Source organism: Campylobacter sp. RM9328, from assembly GCF_012978615.1.
In genome coordinates, this window is the sequence record NZ_LIWF01000003.1 from 82,678 (window position 1) to 101,215 (window position 18,538).

The 18,538-nt window shown below is 36.6% G+C and carries 19 protein-coding genes; all 19 read left to right on the forward strand.

All coding sequences use genetic code 11. The features are described 5' to 3' along the window. The first annotated feature begins 183 nt into the window (after positions 1-183). The 19 genes from CCAL9328_RS02940 to CCAL9328_RS03030 all read left to right on the forward strand — a co-directional run bounded on the left by CCAL9328_RS02940 (position 184) and on the right by CCAL9328_RS03030 (position 18,522). Positions 184-1,086 carry a DMT family transporter gene (locus tag CCAL9328_RS02940; RefSeq protein WP_169999960.1) on the forward strand — a complete coding sequence of 301 codons (903 nt, stop codon included), beginning with the start codon at positions 184-186 and terminating at the stop codon, positions 1,084-1,086. A gap of 62 nt (positions 1,087-1,148) precedes the next feature. Further along, positions 1,149-1,778, forward strand: coding sequence for an FMN-dependent NADH-azoreductase (locus CCAL9328_RS02945; RefSeq protein ID WP_349304189.1), 630 nt, complete (start codon positions 1,149-1,151; stop codon positions 1,776-1,778). 10 nt (positions 1,779-1,788) lie between these two features. Further along, complete coding sequence (locus CCAL9328_RS02950; protein WP_169971935.1) at positions 1,789-2,211, forward strand: Sua5 YciO YrdC YwlC family protein; 423 nt, start codon at positions 1,789-1,791, stop codon at positions 2,209-2,211. 256 nt (positions 2,212-2,467) lie between these two features. After that, entirely contained in the window at positions 2,468-3,826 is a 1,359-nt protein-coding gene (gene gdhA, locus CCAL9328_RS02955; RefSeq protein ID WP_169937631.1) for an NADP-specific glutamate dehydrogenase, read from the forward strand. 68 nt (positions 3,827-3,894) lie between these two features. Beyond that, positions 3,895-4,341, forward strand: a complete 447-nt coding sequence (locus CCAL9328_RS02960) for an isoleucyl-tRNA synthetase (protein WP_169999961.1) — start codon at positions 3,895-3,897, stop codon at positions 4,339-4,341. Positions 4,342-4,460: 119 nt separating this feature from the next. Next, positions 4,461-5,012 (forward strand): DUF507 family protein, encoded by a 552-nt coding sequence (locus CCAL9328_RS02965; protein ID WP_169937627.1) that lies wholly within the window; start codon positions 4,461-4,463, stop codon positions 5,010-5,012. After that, positions 5,012-6,130 (forward strand): glutamine-hydrolyzing carbamoyl-phosphate synthase small subunit, encoded by a 1,119-nt coding sequence (gene carA, locus CCAL9328_RS02970; RefSeq protein ID WP_169937625.1) that lies wholly within the window; start codon positions 5,012-5,014, stop codon positions 6,128-6,130. Before CCAL9328_RS02965 ends, carA begins: the two co-directional genes overlap by 1 nt. Before the next feature lie 6 nt (positions 6,131-6,136). Beyond that, positions 6,137-6,805, forward strand: coding sequence for a sulfite exporter TauE/SafE family protein (locus CCAL9328_RS02975; RefSeq protein ID WP_169937623.1), 669 nt, complete (start codon positions 6,137-6,139; stop codon positions 6,803-6,805). After that, positions 6,798-8,027 (forward strand): PAS domain-containing sensor histidine kinase, encoded by a 1,230-nt coding sequence (locus CCAL9328_RS02980; protein ID WP_169937621.1) that lies wholly within the window; start codon positions 6,798-6,800, stop codon positions 8,025-8,027. Before CCAL9328_RS02975 ends, CCAL9328_RS02980 begins: the two co-directional genes overlap by 8 nt. Continuing rightward, a complete protein-coding gene (locus CCAL9328_RS02985) occupies positions 8,020-8,700 on the forward strand; it encodes a response regulator transcription factor (protein ID WP_169937619.1) in 681 nt (226 codons plus the stop codon). Before CCAL9328_RS02980 ends, CCAL9328_RS02985 begins: the two co-directional genes overlap by 8 nt. Positions 8,701-8,813: 113 nt before the next feature. Then, the gene (ccoN, locus tag CCAL9328_RS02990; RefSeq protein WP_169937617.1) at positions 8,814-10,304 is read left to right on the forward strand and encodes a cytochrome-c oxidase, cbb3-type subunit I; all 1,491 of its coding nucleotides are present in this window, start codon (positions 8,814-8,816) and stop codon (positions 10,302-10,304) included. Continuing rightward, positions 10,297-10,962 carry a cytochrome-c oxidase, cbb3-type subunit II gene (ccoO, locus tag CCAL9328_RS02995; RefSeq protein WP_169971932.1) on the forward strand — a complete coding sequence of 222 codons (666 nt, stop codon included), beginning with the start codon at positions 10,297-10,299 and terminating at the stop codon, positions 10,960-10,962. Before ccoN ends, ccoO begins: the two co-directional genes overlap by 8 nt. A 13-nt stretch (positions 10,963-10,975) precedes the next feature. Then, on the forward strand, positions 10,976-11,173 hold the full coding sequence (locus CCAL9328_RS03000; RefSeq protein WP_169937613.1) for a cytochrome c oxidase, cbb3-type, CcoQ subunit: 198 nt from the start codon (positions 10,976-10,978) through the stop codon (positions 11,171-11,173). Positions 11,174-11,185: 12 nt separating this feature from the next. Then, positions 11,186-12,052: a cbb3-type cytochrome c oxidase N-terminal domain-containing protein gene (locus CCAL9328_RS03005; RefSeq protein WP_169937611.1), complete on the forward strand. Its 867-nt coding sequence runs from the start codon at positions 11,186-11,188 to the stop codon at positions 12,050-12,052. After that, complete coding sequence (locus tag CCAL9328_RS03010; protein WP_169971930.1) at positions 12,052-12,264, forward strand: DUF4006 family protein; 213 nt, start codon at positions 12,052-12,054, stop codon at positions 12,262-12,264. The genes CCAL9328_RS03005 and CCAL9328_RS03010 overlap by 1 nt, the downstream gene beginning before the upstream one ends. A 145-nt stretch (positions 12,265-12,409) precedes the next feature. Then, positions 12,410-12,955 (forward strand): hypothetical protein, encoded by a 546-nt coding sequence (locus CCAL9328_RS03015; RefSeq protein ID WP_169937608.1) that lies wholly within the window; start codon positions 12,410-12,412, stop codon positions 12,953-12,955. Beyond that, complete coding sequence (locus CCAL9328_RS03020; protein WP_169971928.1) at positions 12,912-13,433, forward strand: FixH family protein; 522 nt, start codon at positions 12,912-12,914, stop codon at positions 13,431-13,433. Before CCAL9328_RS03015 ends, CCAL9328_RS03020 begins: the two co-directional genes overlap by 44 nt. Continuing rightward, positions 13,430-15,781 carry a RecB family exonuclease gene (locus CCAL9328_RS03025; RefSeq protein WP_169937604.1) on the forward strand — a complete coding sequence of 784 codons (2,352 nt, stop codon included), beginning with the start codon at positions 13,430-13,432 and terminating at the stop codon, positions 15,779-15,781. Before CCAL9328_RS03020 ends, CCAL9328_RS03025 begins: the two co-directional genes overlap by 4 nt. Next, the gene (locus CCAL9328_RS03030; protein ID WP_169999962.1) at positions 15,733-18,522 is read left to right on the forward strand and encodes a RecB-like helicase; all 2,790 of its coding nucleotides are present in this window, start codon (positions 15,733-15,735) and stop codon (positions 18,520-18,522) included. The genes CCAL9328_RS03025 and CCAL9328_RS03030 overlap by 49 nt, the downstream gene beginning before the upstream one ends. Positions 18,523-18,538: the final 16 nt, after the last annotated feature.

The window sequence follows — 18,538 nt, forward strand, 5'->3', positions numbered from 1 at the left end:
TAAAGTAGTTCTTATATAATTATAAAAATAGTGATGATAAATTGAACTCAAACATAAATTTACAAGACATAAGAGCGTTTAAGACAATACGACTATTTAATGTAATAAAACGTAGTTTTAAATTTTGGCTACTTAAAAGGGAGCAGTACTGCTTATTTAAATTTAAACTCAGGTATGTTGTTAATGATAAAATTAGTAAAAAATGAATTTTTTGGCATTACTATCACGCTTCTTGGCGGGATTTTATGGGGATTTAGCGGAGTTTGCGGGCAGTATTTATTTACGCAAAAGGGCATTAGTAGCGATTGGCTTGTGCCGTATCGCTTGCTTTTGGCAGGCTTGGCGCTTGTTGTTTATTACTTTATCACTTCGCCAAAAAGCGCGCTTGCACCGATAAAAGACATAAGGCTTCTTCCGCAAATGTTAATCTATGCCATTTTAGGTCTTATGCTGACGCAATACAGCTATTTTTATGCGATAGAGCTATCAAATGCCGCCGTTGCGACCGTTATTCAGTATTCAGCACCAGCACTTATTTTGGCGGTTGTTTGTGTGATAGAAAAAAGATCGCCCAAGATAAATGAGCTAATCGCTCTAATTTTAGCTAGTTTGGGCGTTATTTTACTGGCAACTCACGGCGATTTAACCACGCTTGTTATTAGTCCAAAGGCTCTATTTTACTGTCTTTTAAGCGCGGTTTGTGTTTGTATCTATAATCTTTTGCCCACAAGGCTTAATAAAAAATACCCCATTACGTTAAATTTAGGCTGGGGGATGGTGATAGGCGGGGTGTTGCTTGCGTTTTTTATGAGAGTGTGGAATTTAAACGGTGTGAGCGATGTGAGCGGATATTTAGCCTTTATCTCGGTTGTATTTTTTGGCACGATTTGCGCCTTTAGTTTTTACATGGTAGGCGTTAAGTCGTTAGGGGCTAGCAAGGCTAGCTTGATAGCTTGCATAGAGCCCGTAAGTGCGGCACTTTTTGCATACTTTTGGCTTGGGACGGAGTTTGTGTTTTTGGACTTTACGGGGTTTGTTTTGATCATCTCTTGTATATTTTTATTAGCAAAAAAAGACAAGCAATAAAGTCGCAGAAAAATATTATAATACAACTTTAAAATAAAGGATATAAAATTAAAACTTTAATCATAAACGCACACCCGTTTTTAAATGAGGAAAATTCATATTCTAAAAAGCTACAAAATGCTTTCTTGGCTGAATTTAGGGCTAAATTTGACGAAGATAAACTCGAAATTTTAAATTTAGCCGATGAGTTTATTCCAGCGCTTGACGGCGATATGCTAAATGCCTGGGCAAAAATTTCAAACGAAGAAAAATTAAGCCAAAACGAGCAAAAGGTAGCAGACGCACAAGCCGGACTTTTAGCACAGTTTAAACGCTGCAAGCGCGTAGTTATCGTTACTCCGCTTCATAACTTCAACATAACTTCAAAGCTAAAAAACTATATTGATAATATCTTCATGGCGGGCGAAACCTTTCAATACGTTACAGGCGGATCTGTAGGGTTAATGAACGATGGACGTAAGGTTATGCTACTTCAAGCAAGCGGTGGGATCTACTCGCAAAACGATCCAAAATACTCGCCTATGGAGCTAACTAGAATTTACATAAAAGGCATTTTTGTTGATTTTATGGGGTTTGAGAGCTTTGATATCGTGCGAGCTGAGGGCACATCGGTGGGCGCTGTGGATAAGGATAAGATGATGGCAGATGCCATAAATGAGCTAAAAGCTAAATTTATTAAATTTTACGAGTAGGGGTGCAAATTTGATATATCTAGCGCAAACCGATACGACGGCAGGATTTTTAAGCAAGGATTACCGCGAGCTAAACCGAGTAAAAGAGCGCAAACTAGACCAACCATGCTTGATCGCAACTGCCAAATTTGCCACTTTGCAAAACTTAACAAGAGTGCCAAATAAATTTAAAAACATGGTTAGGCGCTCTAAAAAAACTACATTTTTGTATCCAAATTTAAAAGCGATCAGGGTTGTAAAAGATGGTGAGCATGCTAAATTTCTTGACATGCACAGCTGGCTTTACTCTACAAGCGCGAACAGACATGGCGAAAATTTTGATGAAATTTGGGCTAGAAATGTTGCCGATATTGTTGTAGATGAGCGATTTTACCAAGCTAAAGGATCAAAAATTTATAAAATTTCAAAAACCAATATAAAGCGCATAAGATAAATACACTTCTCATATTTCTTTAAATTTTTGTAAAAATCATATCTTAAACGATCAATTTTCTAAATTCATATAAATTTTTAAAAAATATATGCAATGTTTGTAATGCCCATTTATACAGCTTTTGCGTAAGCTCTTATGCTCTTAGTTACCATACGTAACACAAATGCCTAAAATAAAAAACTGAAAGTATTTTTAAACTAAAAAAAATTATAGGCATGTTAGTATTCAACTATAAATTAATCAAAAGGGAGCAAAAATGAGCGAATACATCAATGGCATTCTAGAAGATCTTAAACGACTAAATCCTGGTCAAGAGGTGTTCATCCAGGCAGCTACCGAGGTTCTTTACAACCTTGATCCTTTGATATCAAGAGAAGATAAATATAAAAAACACGCTATTTTGGAGAGGATCACCGTTCCTGAAAGAACCGTTGTTTTTCGCGTGACTTATGTTGACGATAAGGGCAAACCGCAAGTTCACAACGGATATCGTGTCCAGTTTAACTCAGCCATCGGTCCGTATAAAGGCGGTTTAAGACTTCATCCTAGTGTAAATTTAGGCGTTTTGAAATTTTTAGGATTTGAACAAATTTTTAAAAATTCACTAACCGGCGTTAATATCGGCGGTGCAAAAGGCGGAAGTAACTTCGATCCAAAGGGCAAAAGCGATAATGAGATAATGAGATTTTGCCATGCGTTTATGGAAGAATTTTACAGACATATAGGCAATACAACCGATGTTCCTGCAGGAGATATCGGTGTTGGCGGACGTGAGATCGGCTATCTTTTTGGCAAATACAAAAAAATCACAGGAAGATTTGATGGAATTTTAACAGGAAAAGGACTAAACTGGGGCGGAAGTCTTGCTAGAACTGAAGCAACCGGATATGGCTTAGTTTACTTTACAGATAACATGCTTAAAAAAGCAGGTCTTAGCTTAGAGGGTAAAAAATGCTCTATCAGCGGAAGTGGAAACGTTGCTATTTACACCATCGAAAAGCTATATCAATTTGGTGCGTTGCCTATTACCGCATCTGACTCAAACGGTTATATCTATGATAGTGAAGGTATTGATGTGGCACTTTTAAAAGAACTAAAAGAGGTTCGAAGAGAGCGCTTGAGTGAATACACCAAATTTAGACCGCATGCAAAATACATAAGCGTAAACGAATACGCACCGGGACGCAACGGCGTTTGGGATGTGCCTTGTGACGGAGCATTTCCTTGTGCTACGCAAAACGAAGTTCATTTAGCCGACATTAAAGTCCTTTATGCGAATGGATGTAAATTCTTAGCCGAGGGTGCGAATATGCCAAGCACGCTTGATGCCGTAAATTTCATGCTTGCGCAAAAAGACTTTTACTTTGCCCCCGCTAAAGCCGCAAATGCCGGAGGCGTAGGTACTAGCGGACTTGAGATGATGCAAAATGCAGGCATGACATCTTGGAGCTTTGAGGAGGTTGATAAAAGACTTCGCGGCATAATGAATCATATATTTGAAATTTCATACGCTACAAGTGAGGAATTTGGCGATGCAGGCAACCTCGTGCTTGGCTCAAATATCGCGGGATTTAGAAAAGTAGCCGACGCGATGATCGATCAAGGATATGTGTAGTAAATTTTTATTTTGATGGCTAAAATCAGCTTGTTTTTAGTATAATCAAAACAAAAAAGGTGGCTAAGATGAAGATTATAAATTCTTTTTTTGTGGGATTTTTGTTTGTCTTAGCTCCGATTTTTACTCTATTTGCCGGGCTTAAGGTTAATTACTTTGACCATTACGGCATTGATGAGTATTTTAATGTCATTTTTATACATAATGTGCCTATTTTATGGCTTGCTCCTCTTTATTTATTTGTCGGTTATGCGTTTTTCTATTCTAAATTTAGAAAATTTTTTCGTGCATTTTATGTTATAGTTTTACTTTTTTCGCTCCTTAGCTGGCTTCCTGCGATAGGTCTTAATGTGGGGGAGAGAATTTTTGCAGAGCCTGATTATGACGAGTTTATACAAGATAGTGATAGCGGTGTAAAAACTGTAAATTTCCGTCCTTTATATAAAACTAAAGATACAATTTATGTTATAAAAAACAAAGGCGACTACGCTGTAAAGATAAAACGAAACAAATAAAAAAGAAAAATTTTAAATTTCGGTTTATTTTTAACATTTTGACCACTTTATCTCTTTAAATTTTAACGGATTTTTACCTTTTTTTAGCTACAATGTAATAAAAAAATAAAGGGTTAAATATGCGGATGAAACTACCACATGTGCCTTATGTCGCACATAAAATAGCGATAGATCTTTTAAATTGTGGCTTTGTTAAGCTAAACAAAGGCATAGAACCGATAGTTGCTAAGGCTACTGAAATTTTAAATGAAGATATAGTAAAAGAGAGAGCCTTAGAGGAGAGAGCTAACGAGCTTTTAGAGAAAAACGAAGACGAAATGCAACTTATGCAAGTTGATCGTAAAAACATGTTCTGGCTTATAAAGAAAAAGTTAGCGGCTGATTTTGATGTGATACTAACCCATGAGGATAGGTTTAGCAACGTAGCTCATAAAATTTTAGAGACGATATGGAAGAGTAGTTTGGTTGAGTATAATGTCTCTGAAAACCGCGTTAAAAATGTTATCTACAGCTCGATAGACGGGTATTTGAAAAATTACGAAAAGATAGAAGATGATGTTCTTGAAAAGATAGAGAGTTATAAACATAAACTTATCCCGGGAACCCAGGAGTATGACATTGTTTTTGAGCGCCTTTATCAAGACGAACTTAAAAAAAGAGGAATGCTGTAATGAAAGCTTATATTTACATCGAAAACGGCACATATCTTGAAGCAAAAGCGTTTGGAGCTCACGGCGAGTGTGCCGGCGAGCTTGTTTTCAACACATCTTTAACCGGCTATGAAGAGATCATGAGTGATCCTAGCTATGCAGGTCAGTTTATCGTATTTACTATGCCTGAAATCGGTATAGTGGGTGTAAATGATGACGATATGGAGAGCCATAAAATTTATGCAAGTGGCGTTATCATGCGCTCTTATAATGAATTTGCGTCAAATTATAGGTCGCAAAAAACATTGGGAGAATTTTTCAAAGAGCAAGGTAAATTCGGCGTTTATGATGTAGATACTAGATTTTTAACCAAAATGCTTCGTGACGAGGGTGCTTTGATGGCGTATATTTCAACGCAAATTAGCGACAAAGAAGAGCTTAAACGTCGTCTTGAAGCAAGCGGACGCATAGAGGATACAAACTATGTAAAAGTTGTAGGTTCAACTGATGAATACGAGCATAAATTTGGAAGTTGGGATAAAACCGCTAAAATTTACAAGCCTTTAAAAAGTATCGGCAAAAAGATCGCTGTGCTTGACTTTGGCGTAAAAAGAAACATCTTGAATGAGCTTTGCGAAGTCGGTCTTGAGGTGGTTGTTGTTCCTCATAGCGTAAAAGCCGAGTATCTGATAGAAAAATTTAAAAACGGCGAAATAAATGGTGTGTTTTTGTCAAACGGTCCAGGAGAGCCAAAAAGTTTAAAGTCGGAAATATCCGAGATAAAAAAGATCATAGACGCTAAAATCCCGATATTTGCGATATGTCTTGGACATCAACTTCTTTCAAATGCCATGGGTTATCCGACCTATAAGCTAAAATTCGGACAGCATGGAGCAAACCATCCTGTGCTAAATTTAGAAACAAAAGCGATCGAGATAACTACTCAAAACCACAACTATAATGTTCCTGAAGAGATCGCCGAGGTCGCTCATATAACACATAGAAATTTATTTGATGGAACTATAGAGGGTGTTAGATATAAGGATTTTCCGGTATTTTCCGTTCAGCATCACCCAGAGGCTAGCAGCGGACCAAATGAAAGCAAATATATATTTAAACAGTTTATAGAAATTTTATAAATTTAGATGGATTTTGCCACTGTTGTAAGTATAGTAAGCGTTGCTTTTTTAAGCAGTTTTAGCCACTGCATAGGCATGTGTGGTGGCTTTTTGGGTTTGCAAGCCTTTTTTTTAAAAGACAAAACACAAAAACAAACACTCTTTTTTACTACTTTATACCACTTAGCTAGAATTTTTGCCTATGTTCTCATCGGTGCTGTTTTTGGAGCATTTGGCGGGATCTTTGTTATAAGCGGAACTTCGCGTGCATTTTTGTTTTTTATGATAGGATTTTTTCTTGTTTTTATAGGCGTTGCGCTTTGGGTAAGGGGGGATTTATTAAAATTTATAGAAAACGATAAAATATCTAAATTCGTAACCAAAAATGCTTTTAAACTTAGCAAAAAACATGGAATTTTAAATTTTGTCGCACTCGGTTTTTTAAACGGTTTGCTTCCTTGTGGAGTGGTTTATTATTTTGCTGCAATGGCGATCGCATCATCTTCTGTAGTTAATGGTGCTCTTATAATGCTACTTTTTGGTTTGTCTACACTTCCTGTTATGGTGGGGTTTGTTACATTTTTTAATCTCATTAATGAAACTTTTAAGCAAATAATGTTTAAAATATCACTTATAATCGTAATTTTAAATGGAATTTATCTCACTTTTTTAGGATATATGGCAAATAATGGATAATGTAAAGGCTAGGTTTAAGCAGTATCAAAATGCTGTTGAAGAGAGCAATATCGTCTCAAAAACCGACATAAATGGTATTATTACTTTTGTAAATGATGAATTTTGCAAGATTAGTGAATACACTCGTGAAGAGCTTATCGGCAAAAATCACAACATCGTTCGTCATCCTGATGTACCAAAAGAGAGTTTTAGGCGACTTTGGAGCACGATACTTGATAAAAAAGTCTATAAAACCATAGCTAAAAATTTAACTAAAAGCGGTAAGGTCGTATATCTAAACACGACTATCATCCCTATATTAAATTTAAAGGGTGATATAGAGGAATTTCTAGCGATCCGGCATGACGTCACAAAGGTTATCGAGTTAAATGAGCAACTTTTAAAGACGCAAGACGAGCTTGAAATTTTAAATTCAGAACTTGAAGAGCGCGTAAGAAAGAAGACTGCCGAGTTAAGAGCTTTAAATGAAAATTTGCAAGACATTATAAAGTCTGAAGTCGCTAAAAATGAAGAGCAAACAAAGCTTTTAGTCATCCAGTCAAGATTTGCCAGCATGGGAGAGATGATAGCAAACATAGCTCACCAGTGGCGACAGCCTTTAAATGAACTTAGTATCGCGTTGTTTAAAATGAAAAAAACCGCAAACAACAGTGATGAAGAATTTGAAAATTCATACAGGCGATGTAAAAATATCATAAAAAATATGTCAAATACGATAGAAGACTTTAGAGGTTTTTTTGCTGTAGATAAAGAAGCTAAGAAATTTCACATCTCATCTTCGGTGCATGACTCTATCTTTATGCTCCAAGGTGCGATAGAAAGAGAAGAGATAGCTCTTAAGTTAAATATCATAAACGATGTTGAAATTTACGGACATAAAAGACAGCTTGATCAGGTTGTGATAAATTTATTAAACAACGCAAAAGATGCTTTGATAGAAAGAAAGGTTGAAGATAAGACAATAACGGTCGAGGTTTTACTTGAAGAAAATTTTGGTGTTTTAAAAATTTCAGACAATGCAGGCGGGATAGACGAGCATGTTAAGGACAAGATCTTTGAGCCTTATTTCACCACTAAGCATTCCTCTAGTGGTACCGGCATAGGTCTTTATATGTCAAAACTTATAATAGATAGAGCAAATGGCGAGATAACAGCGGAAAACACCGCAAGTGGAGCCTGTTTTATAGTGAGATTACCAATACAAGGAGAATTTGATGAGTAAAATTTTAGAAAATTTAATGATCTTGATAGTTGAGGATGAAAACGAAGTTAGAAAGCTCATGCAAGATGTTATGACGGGCGAATTTGCCAATGTTATAACCGCACAAAACGGCGACGAGGGACTTAAAAAATTTAAAAAGTATAATCCCGACATTGTTGTAACCGATATTGCTATGCCTATTAGCGATGGACTTGAAATGGCAATGCATATAAAAGAAATTTCAAAAGATACGCCGGTAGTCGTGCTTAGTGCTTATAGTGAAAAAGAGAGACTTCTTAAGGCTATAGATGTCGGCGTGGATAAATACATCATGAAGCCTATCGATATGGACGAGTTTTTAACCACTCTTGAGCATGTAGCAAAAAGCAAGATAGAAACTACAAACATTATCGAAGTTGCAAAAGGTTACACATTTAACAAAACCAAGAGAGTTTTGATAAAAGACGGAGTTGAAATTCCGCTTACAAAAAAAGAGTTGGCATTTATTTCGTTGCTGATAAAACGCCTTGGTGCACTTGTGTTACACGACGAGATCAAAAACGTAGTTTGGGTTGGAGAGAGTGTTTCTGAAGCCGCGATTAGAACATTTGTTAAACGCGTAAGAGATAAAGTGGGAAATGATTTTGTTAAAAATATACCTGGCCTTGGATATAAAATAGACGTAAATTTATAATTTAGCTTTAATATAAATAAAATTGTAGCATTTAAGTTTTTTCATATAAATAATATTTTAAAATAACGTTTATTATATTATTCATTAATATAAAATTAACAAGGAGGCATTTAATGCGACCAGGTCAAATGTTAAGCTATGACTATACCGTAGCTAAACTTTTCATGTTTTCCACGATACTTTTCGGTATAGTGGGTATGTTAATTGGCGTTATAATAGCGTTTCAAATGGCATATCCGGATCTGAACTATATCGCCGGAGAATACTCGACTTTCGGCAGACTAAGACCGCTTCATACAAATGGCGTAGTCTTTGGTTTTTTACTTTCCGGAATTTTTTCAACGTGGTATTATATCGGACAGCGCGTTTTGAAAGTTTCGATGAGCGAGTCGCCATTTTTGATGTTTATAGGTAAACTTCATTTTTGGCTTTACATGATACTTATTGCCGCTGCCGTCGTTTCGCTTTGGGCAGGCGTTAGCACAGCAAAAGAGTATGCCGAACTTGAATGGCCGCTAGATATAGGCGTTGTTTTGGTTTGGGTTTTGTGGGGGATTAGTATATTTGGCCTTATAGGAATTCGCCGCGAGAAGACGCTTTATATATCTATCTGGTATTATATAGCAACATTTTTGGGCGTTGCCATGCTCTATCTGTTTAACAACATGGAAGTTCCTACACGTCTTATTTCAGGACACGGCTCATGGTTGCACTCTGTTTCTATGTATGCCGGATCAAACGATGCTTTAGTTCAATGGTGGTATGGACACAATGCTGTTGCGTTTATCTTTACTGTTGCCATTATTGCTCAAATTTATTACTTCTTGCCAAAAGAGAGCGGTCAGCCGATATTTTCGTATAAATTATCGCTATTTTCTTTCTGGGGACTTATGTTTATCTATCTTTGGGCGGGTGGACACCATCTTATTTATACAACAGTGCCTGACTGGATGCAGACGATGGGCTCGATCTTCTCGGTCGTTCTTATACTTCCGTCTTGGGGTTCTGCGATAAACATTCTTTTAACAATGAAAGGCGAGTGGGTTCAACTTCGTGAAAATCCTCTAATTAAATTTATGATCCTAGCTTCGACATTTTACATGTTCTCGACGCTTGAAGGTCCGATCCTTTCTATCAAGTCTGTAAATGCCCTAGCTCACTACACTGACTGGATACCTGGGCACGTTCATGACGGCGCACTTGGCTGGATAGGCTTTATGATAATGGCTGCTATGTATCACATGACGCCGAGATTTTTCAAACGTGAAATTTACTCAAAGTCTATCATGGAAGCACAATTTTGGATACAAACAACCGGTATCGTGCTTTATTTCGCATCAATGTGGATAGCAGGTATTACTCAAGGTATGATGTGGAGAGCAACTGATCAATACGGCAACCTTCTTTACTCGTTTATCGATACTGTTGTCGTGCTTATACCATACTACTGGATAAGAGCCATCGGCGGTCTTTTGTATCTGATAGGCTTTTTCATGTTTGCTTATAATATTTATAAATCAATGTCGGCACCGACTATATCGGCAGAGCCTAAAAACGCATCTCCGATGGGCGGACGCTTAAACGTGGAGGTGTCAAATGTTTAGTTGGTTAGAGAAAAATCCATTCTTCTTTGCAGTCGGTGTTTTTATCGTTATCGCTTATGCCGGTATAGTAGAAATTTTACCTGACTTTGCAAATCGTGCAAGACCGTTAGATACCGCAAAACCTTATACGGTTTTACAACTTGCCGGTAAAAATATCTACATGCAAGATGGCTGTAATACTTGTCATACGCAAATGATTCGTCCGTTTAAAAGCGAAACTGACAGATACGGTATGTATTCTATAAGTGGCGAATACGCTTATGATCGTCCACACCTTTGGGGTTCAAAAAGAACAGGTCCTGACCTTTGGAGGGTTGGTAACTACAGAACAAGCGACTGGCATGAAAATCACATGAAAGATCCAACGTCTGTTGTACCAGGCTCTATAATGCCTGCATATACGCATATGTTTAAAAAAGCAGCCGATATAAAAACTGCTTATGCAGAGGCGCTAACTGTTCAAAAGGTATTTAATGCACCTTATAATATGCCTGATATGCCAAAACTAGGTAGTTGGGAAGAGACGCAAAAAGATGTTTTAGCTGAAGCTGGCATGATAGTTGATCAAATGAGAGATGAAGAGATCAAAAAAGCTTTTGCAAACGGCGAAATTCGTGAAATAGTTGCTCTTATAGCCTACCTAAATAGTTTAAAATAAAAAGGCTTATGCTATGGATATGCAAACTATTAGAGAGTTACAGGCTTACGGCTTTTTCTTCTTTACGGTTTTTTTGGTGTTGATTTTATACGGGTATTGTTACCATTTGTATAAATCAGAAAAAACTGGCAGAAGAAACTATGAAAAATACTCGAATTTAGCTTTAGACGATGATCCTAGCAGTAATGTTTTAGAGAAAAAACAAGAGTAAAAGGGGACTTAGATGGAGTGGTTTAATCTAGAAGATAATATAAATTTATTATCGCTCATCGGTGCGTTAGCGATAATTGTATTAACTGTTTTTGTAGCAGGTAAATACATAAAACAAATGCGAGAGGAAAAGGACGCAAACGCTGAGCTTAGCGAGCATGTGTGGGACGGTATCGGTGAGTATAAAAACCCCGTTCCTATCGGCTGGGCGGTTATGTTTGTGCTTACTTTAGTTTGGGCGATATGGTATTTTTTAGCGGGGTATCCGTTAAATTCGTATTCACAAATCGGCGAATACAACCAAGAGGTAAAAACCCTAAATGAGAAATTTAAGCAAGAGCATGCAAACCTTGATACAAACACATTAAAAGATATGGGCAGTGGAATTTATCTTGTTCAATGCTCCGCATGTCACGGTATCACGGGCGACGGTATCTCGGGCAAGGCAGCTGATCTTAGCGTTTGGGGAAGCGAAGAGGGAATTTACGAAGCTATAGTTAAAGGCTCTAAAGGTCTTGGCTATCCTGGCGGAGATATGCCTGCAGGTCTTGGCGGAGACGAAGCTAATTCAAAGGCTATCGCGGCCTATGTTGCTAAAGAAATTTCAGGTATCAAGTCCAGCAAAAATGAAAATTTAGTAGCCCAAGGTAAAGAGCTTTATGTTTCTTGTGCGGCTTGTCACGGCGATGACGGCAAAGGCATGGATGGAGTCTTCCCTGACCTTACTAAATACGGAACAAGCGAATTTGTGGTCGAGGTTTTAAACAAAGGCAAAAAAGGCGATATCGGCGAGATGCCTAAATTTGACGACAGTAGGCTTAATGAAATTCAACAAAAAGCTGTCGGCGAATACATACTCTCGCTTTCAAGGGGTAAATAATGGAAAACACTAATAGATCGGTATTTGCGCTAAGCGGCATCACGGGTATGCTTATAGCGGTTGTTTTGTTGCTTTCGATTGTGGGTGTTTTGACCTATTTTGGTATCTTGGCTCAGCAAGATGTTGCAAATAAGCCATATAAGCTTGAAAATCCGAGCCAGATACAAATGAAAAGCGTCGATAACGCAAAACATATGGTTATAAAGGAGTAGTTATGTCAGGCATATTAGAAAAGGCGATCATAGTTTTAACTATCGTTGCCGGCGCGATTTGCGCATGGTCGGTTTTAACTGCTAACCATCTTTTCGTAGGATGAAAATCTTAAATTTACAGGGCGTTTTATGCGCCCTTTTGTTTATGCAAATTTCTTTATTTGCTCAAAATTTTGTTATCAAAAATGATCAAATTTTAAGCGATATGGTTGTTCAAAAGATAGAAATTATCGGCACGGAACTCAAACAAAAAAGTGGAGTTTCGCTTTTTTTGGCGGCTTATGAAACCTTTGGCGAAAGAGGAATTTATGATGAGTTTAGGAGCTTAAATTTAAAGCCCCCTTACGCTGTTTTGATACTTGGTAAAAACGAACACAAGGTTGAAATTTATGCCGATGAAGAGACTTTAAAGCTTTTTGATAAGGAGAGAATTTTAAGTCCGTATCCCGAGCGTGGCACCATACTTCCTATCCTGACTTCAAAAAACGGTAAAGATATTTTTAATGCCGCTTTGCTTAACGGATATGCCGATATAGCCGAAGGTATCGCAGCTTCACAAAACATAACGCTTGAAAACAGCATAGGTAATGCAAACAAAACTACTCTAAATTTCATACGCCTCCTTGTTTATGGCTCGATGGCGTTTGTTGTGGTATTTATCATTTATAGAAAGAGAGCAAAACGTGGATAAAAGCAAAAAGACATTTTGGCCTTATGCGATAGTTTTAAGTATCATAGGCTGCGTTATAGCGTGCACGGCGACGATTATTATATCGCTTGATTATCCCGTTGAGATGGATAATTACTACTTTGAAAGACATCAAAATATAAATAGCAATATCAATGAAATACTGGCATCACAAAAGGAATTTAAAGCCAAATTTGACGTTAGTTTTAACGATACAAACAAAAGTATGTCGCGTGCCGAGCCGCTAAATATAATACTTACTCCAAAAACAGCGCAAATTCCACAGCTTAAATACGATCTTTTGCTAACCAGACCGGATACTAACAAGCAAAATATCAATCTTAACGCAACTTATCATAACGGTATTTTAAGCACTCAAGATGTAAAATTCCCAGTGCAAGGTCGCTGGCAACTTATGGCCAAGATTAGCGATTTAAACACAACTGCGTTTTATAAATTTGAATTTTTTGTAGGAAAATGAACACGCTTTACGTCTTTACAAGCCTTCGTCAGATCCGTGATTTTAACTTAAAATTTCAAGATTCACTCATACCAAAAGCATACACGATAGATGAATTTGAGCGTTGTGCTACCTTTGTTAAAAACAGAGTGCAGGCTGATAGCACGAAGCTTTTACTTATCATGCGCGAAGCTTGTAAGATGAGTGAGAGGGCACAAAAAAAACTAAACATACCTACTGAATTTTTTGCGTTTTTAAAAAACAACGACTATCTTTTTTCGTTTTACAAAGAGCTTGCAAGCCAGAAAAAAACCATATCTGATATTAAATTTAGCGATATTTATGCCAGCTATGAGGAGCATTTGCAAATTCTTGAAGAGGTGGCTAAAAATTATAAAGAAATTTTGGCTAAAAACTCCCTTTATGACGAGATCACTTTTTGTGATATTTATGAGATGAATGGTGATTTTATCAAGTCGTATGACGAGATCATATGTGAAGTTTCTGGAATTTTAAGTGAAGTAGACTGGGAAATTTTACAAAAATGTTCCAAACTCACGACGCTAAAGATAAGATTTCAAACATCAAAATATAACCAAAAGCTCATTTTGCGTATAGCAAACATCTGCGCTAAAGAGCCGAGTGAATTTGAGCTATATCATAAATTTGAACTAAATTTAAGCACGCTAGAGATAGTAAATCTTGGCAAAACAAAACAAAACAAGCTTGTTTTAACAAGAGCTTTTGAGCATGAAAGTTTGCAGGCTGCATTTGTTTTTGAAAAAATTTCGACGTTTATGAAAGATGGGATTTTGCCACAAAATATTGCCGTGATACTTCCAGATGAAAGTTTTGCACAGACTTTAAGAGCTTTTGATGATAAAAACATGCTTAGCTATGCCATGGGTTTGCCGTTTGAGTATTCGCAGTTTTATGCGGTTTTAAGTGCATTAAATGAGGCGGTAAAGGAGAATTTGGCTTTAAATTTATCTGAGAATTTTTTAAAAGAGCGAGATGATATTGGCGAGATAGAGACATTTTTAAATTTTTCTAACATCAACGAAGTGTTGTTTGAAAAGTTTAAAAATTTATACCCTTTAAGCGTTAAATTTGAAATTTTTAACGAGATTATCTTTGAGATCTCATCGCTTTATCCAAACAAAGATGTTGATAAAATTTTAAGTGAAGAGATGTTTTTTATCTCAAATTTAACAAAAGACGAAGCGTTAAAATTTGCCGAGCTGGTAGAAATTTTGCTCATGAGGCTAAAGGCCAAAAGCATAGATGAAGCACATGGAGGCGAGGTTAGGGCGATTGGTATTTTGGAGAGTCGCGGTCTTAATTTTGACGGAGTAATAATTGTTGATTTTAACGATGACATCGTGCCAAAAAGAAGCGTGAATGAGATGTTTTTAAGCTCAAAAGTCCGTGAAAAAGCAGGGCTTATAAGCTATTATGAACGTGAAAATTTGCAAAGATTTTATTATGAAAGTTTAATTAGCGGCGCTAAAAAAGTTGCGATTAGCTACGTTGTAAACGAGAGTAAAATAGCTTCGAGATTTCTTAGTGAATTTGACTGCGTTTATGATACTAGCTTTGCAAATGATGATTATTTAGGACTGTTTCCTCTCGGACGCATAGCTAAATTTGAGCCGATCAAACTTCAAGTCGGGCATGACTTTTTTGCAGACGAGCTGTCGTTTTCAAGGCTTGATACATTTTTAAGTTGCGCTAGAAAATACTACTATAAATACATTTTACATCTAAACGAGGGCAAAAATTTAGAGTTAAAAAGTCATAGTAAATACGGTAAGATCATACACGACGCACTCTTTAAGTATTACTTGGAATTTAAAGAATTTAAGCTGCAAGAGTTTATGAAATTTATCTCGGACAAAGGGCTTAATCCGCTTGAATACAAAATCACCGAGCAAAAATTTAAAATTTTCGAGCAAAATGAGAAAGAAAGAGCTCTGCAAGGCTGGGAGATAAGCGAGCTTGAGTGCGAGAAAAGAGCAGTTTATGAAGGTGTTAAAATTTATGGTCGTATAGATCGTATAGATAAAAAAGATGTGCTTGGAAAAAGTGAGTTTTGTGTGATAGATTATAAGACCGGAGCGGTTCCCAAAGATACTCTTCAGCTTGCGTTTTACCAGGCTTTGCTTGGTGAAAACTCACAGGCATATTTTTATGACTTAAAAGAAAAAATGTCGCTAGATCCAAGCAAAACGGCTGAAATCCCACAACTTAAAGAGGCACTTGATAAAGCAAAAGAGTATTTTGTAAAAGAGGCAAGTTTTGAGCAAAATATTGGCTCTTCTTGCACATACTGCGCTTACAAGACATTTTGTCTGGGGCAAACATCATGATAGAGCCGTTTTTAGCACTTCAAGCAAGTGCCGGTAGCGGTAAAACATTTGCGCTTAGCGTGCGCTATATCGCGCTTTTATTAAGTGGTGCAAGCGCTAAAAGCATAACCGCCCTTACCTTTACCAAAAAAGCTGCCAGCGAGATGAGCGAACGTATCGTTTCGACATTTTTAAATTTACACAAAGACGAAAAAAGTGCCGAGCTATCGGTTCTTTGCGATATGCTTGAGATGAGCAAAGACGAGGTTTTATCTCGCCGAGATCTTGTTAGTGATGAGTTTTTACAAAGCAACTTAAAGATCACGACATTTGATGCCTTTTTTGGCATGATACTTCGTAGTTTTAGTCTAAATTTGGGACTGAGTCCTGACTTTGAAACCAAAAGCGAGATGTCAAATTTAGCACAAGCTCAATTTATAAAAAATGTTGCTAAAAATGAAAATTTACTAACTTCGTTAGCTATCTATATCGTGCTGTCATCAAAATCTCAAACAAATTTCTTTGAAACGCTTCAGATGTTTTATGAGAATTTTGACAGCGTAAAGACAAGCGGTTTCGTTGATTTTAACGCACAAAATGAAGCCCTTGATATAATGTCTGAACTAAAAGAGATCGCCGTAAAAAGGGGAGGTAGTCAAACTGCAATAAAATCCTTTAGCGTAAACAGCGTCGAAGAGATATATGAAAAGTCTTTTTTATCAAGAGAGAGTTTAAAGTATCAAGTCTACTCTAAAATTTACGATGAGGCTATGGACGAGAAATTTGTGAGTTTAAAAGAGGCCCTAAAAAGACATGCCGCGCATCTTGAAAATTTCAAGCTTACCGAGCTAAACGGCTTTTTAAGTGCTTACAAAGAGGCGCTCTTGCAGGCTAACGCAAAGCTAAATATGCTAACGTTTACCGACATCACCAAGCTCACTCACAGGCTTTTAAATTTTAATTTCGATAAAGACATGCTTTATTTTAGGCTTGATGAACGCATAACTCATCTTTTGATAGATGAATTTCAAGACACAAACGTTATGCAGTATGAGATCATCTACCCGCTCATCTCCGAAATCGTCGCTGGATACGGACAAAACGGGCTTGGAAGCTTTTTTTACGTAGGAGATGTAAAACAAAGCATTTATCGATTTAGAGGTGGTAAAAAAGAACTTTTTGGTAAAATTTTAAGTGATTTTTCTCAGGTAAAAGAGGAAAAACTTAACACAAACTACCGCAGTGCTAAAAATTTGGTTGAGTTTATAAATGAAACATTTAAAGATAAGATCCAAAACTATACCGCGCAAATCCCACATAGTAGTGAAGGCGGGTATATCAAGGTCGTGCAAAGCGATGAGATCCAAGATACTTGCGTGAGCGAAGTAGAAGTGCTTTTAAAAAGTGGCGCAAAGAGTGAAGATATAACGGTGCTTTGTTGGAAAAATGACGATATCAGAAGTATTTGTGAGGCTTTAGAGCAAAAAGGTATCGCCTCAAAAGACGAAGGCGCAATGTTGCTTAAAAATTCCCCTCTTGTTTTTGCTTTTATAAACTACGTCAAATTTTGCCTTTTTGGTGATGAAATTTATCGTTACGGTGCTGAAAGCTTTTTGGGTAAAAATTTAATCAAACTGACGGTTGATTTTAGTAAAACTGCTCAGCAAAGCCTCATCTACCTAGCTAAAAAATCAGCCATAAACATGCAAAATTTAGACATTTTAAAGCTAATTCATCTAAGCGCAAAATCCAAAAATTTGATAAATTTTATCTTTGAATTTGAAAATTCAGATGCTTTAAGTGCGCAAAATAGTACAAACGGCGTTCGGGTAATGACCGTTCATAAGTCAAAAGGGCTTGAATTTGAACACGTAGTGCTTTGCGATAAAACCGGCAAAGGTAGAAGTGAGAGTGGAAATTTCATCTGCGAATACGACGTTAAAAACGGCTATGAGATAATGCTAAAGCTTAAAAATCGCGAATACCTTGATGAGAAGTATGCCAAGATAAAACTCTACTCAAATGAACTTGAGGAAGAGGAGGAGATAAATAAGCTTTATGTTGCCATGACAAGAGCGAAAAGCTCGCTTGTTATTATTAAGAAAATCGGTGCAAATGGCACAAATCCAAGCTATTTTGGTGCTTACACCTCAAATTCTAAAGAGGTTTGTTATCTTGATATACCAGTCCAAGAGATCGGCAAGATAAAAATAAAAAGCAAGCAAATTTCAAGCGAAGATAAGATTGTGAAAAAAATAGAGCTTTTAAGTGTTGCAAAAGAGAAAACGCAGGCTAAAACAGATGATGACGAGAAAAATTTACATGCTATTTATTTTGGTTTAGCGCTTCACTTTTTACTAGAAATGAGTGCTAAATTTAACGAAGATAGTATAGATAAAGCCGATATTTTAATGAGAAATAAATTTAGTAAATTTTTAAGCGAAGATGACTTAAAAGATATTAAAAATAGAGCGTTAATGCTAATTAAAAATGAAAAATTTAAAAGCGCTATCCTTGACGGCGAGCTAAAAAAAGAGCAAGCATTAAGCTATAAAGATGAGCTAAAACAGATAGATTTACTGTGTTTTAAGGCCAATGAAATTTTGATTATCGACTATAAAAGTTCTAAATTTAGTGTAGAAAAAAATATCTCGCAAGTGCAAGAATATATACAGATCCTAAGTGAAATTTATCCTAGAAAACCTGTTAGGGGCATGCTGGTTTATCTTTTAAATGATAAAATCGATATTTTAGAAATTTAAAATATACTTAAATTAA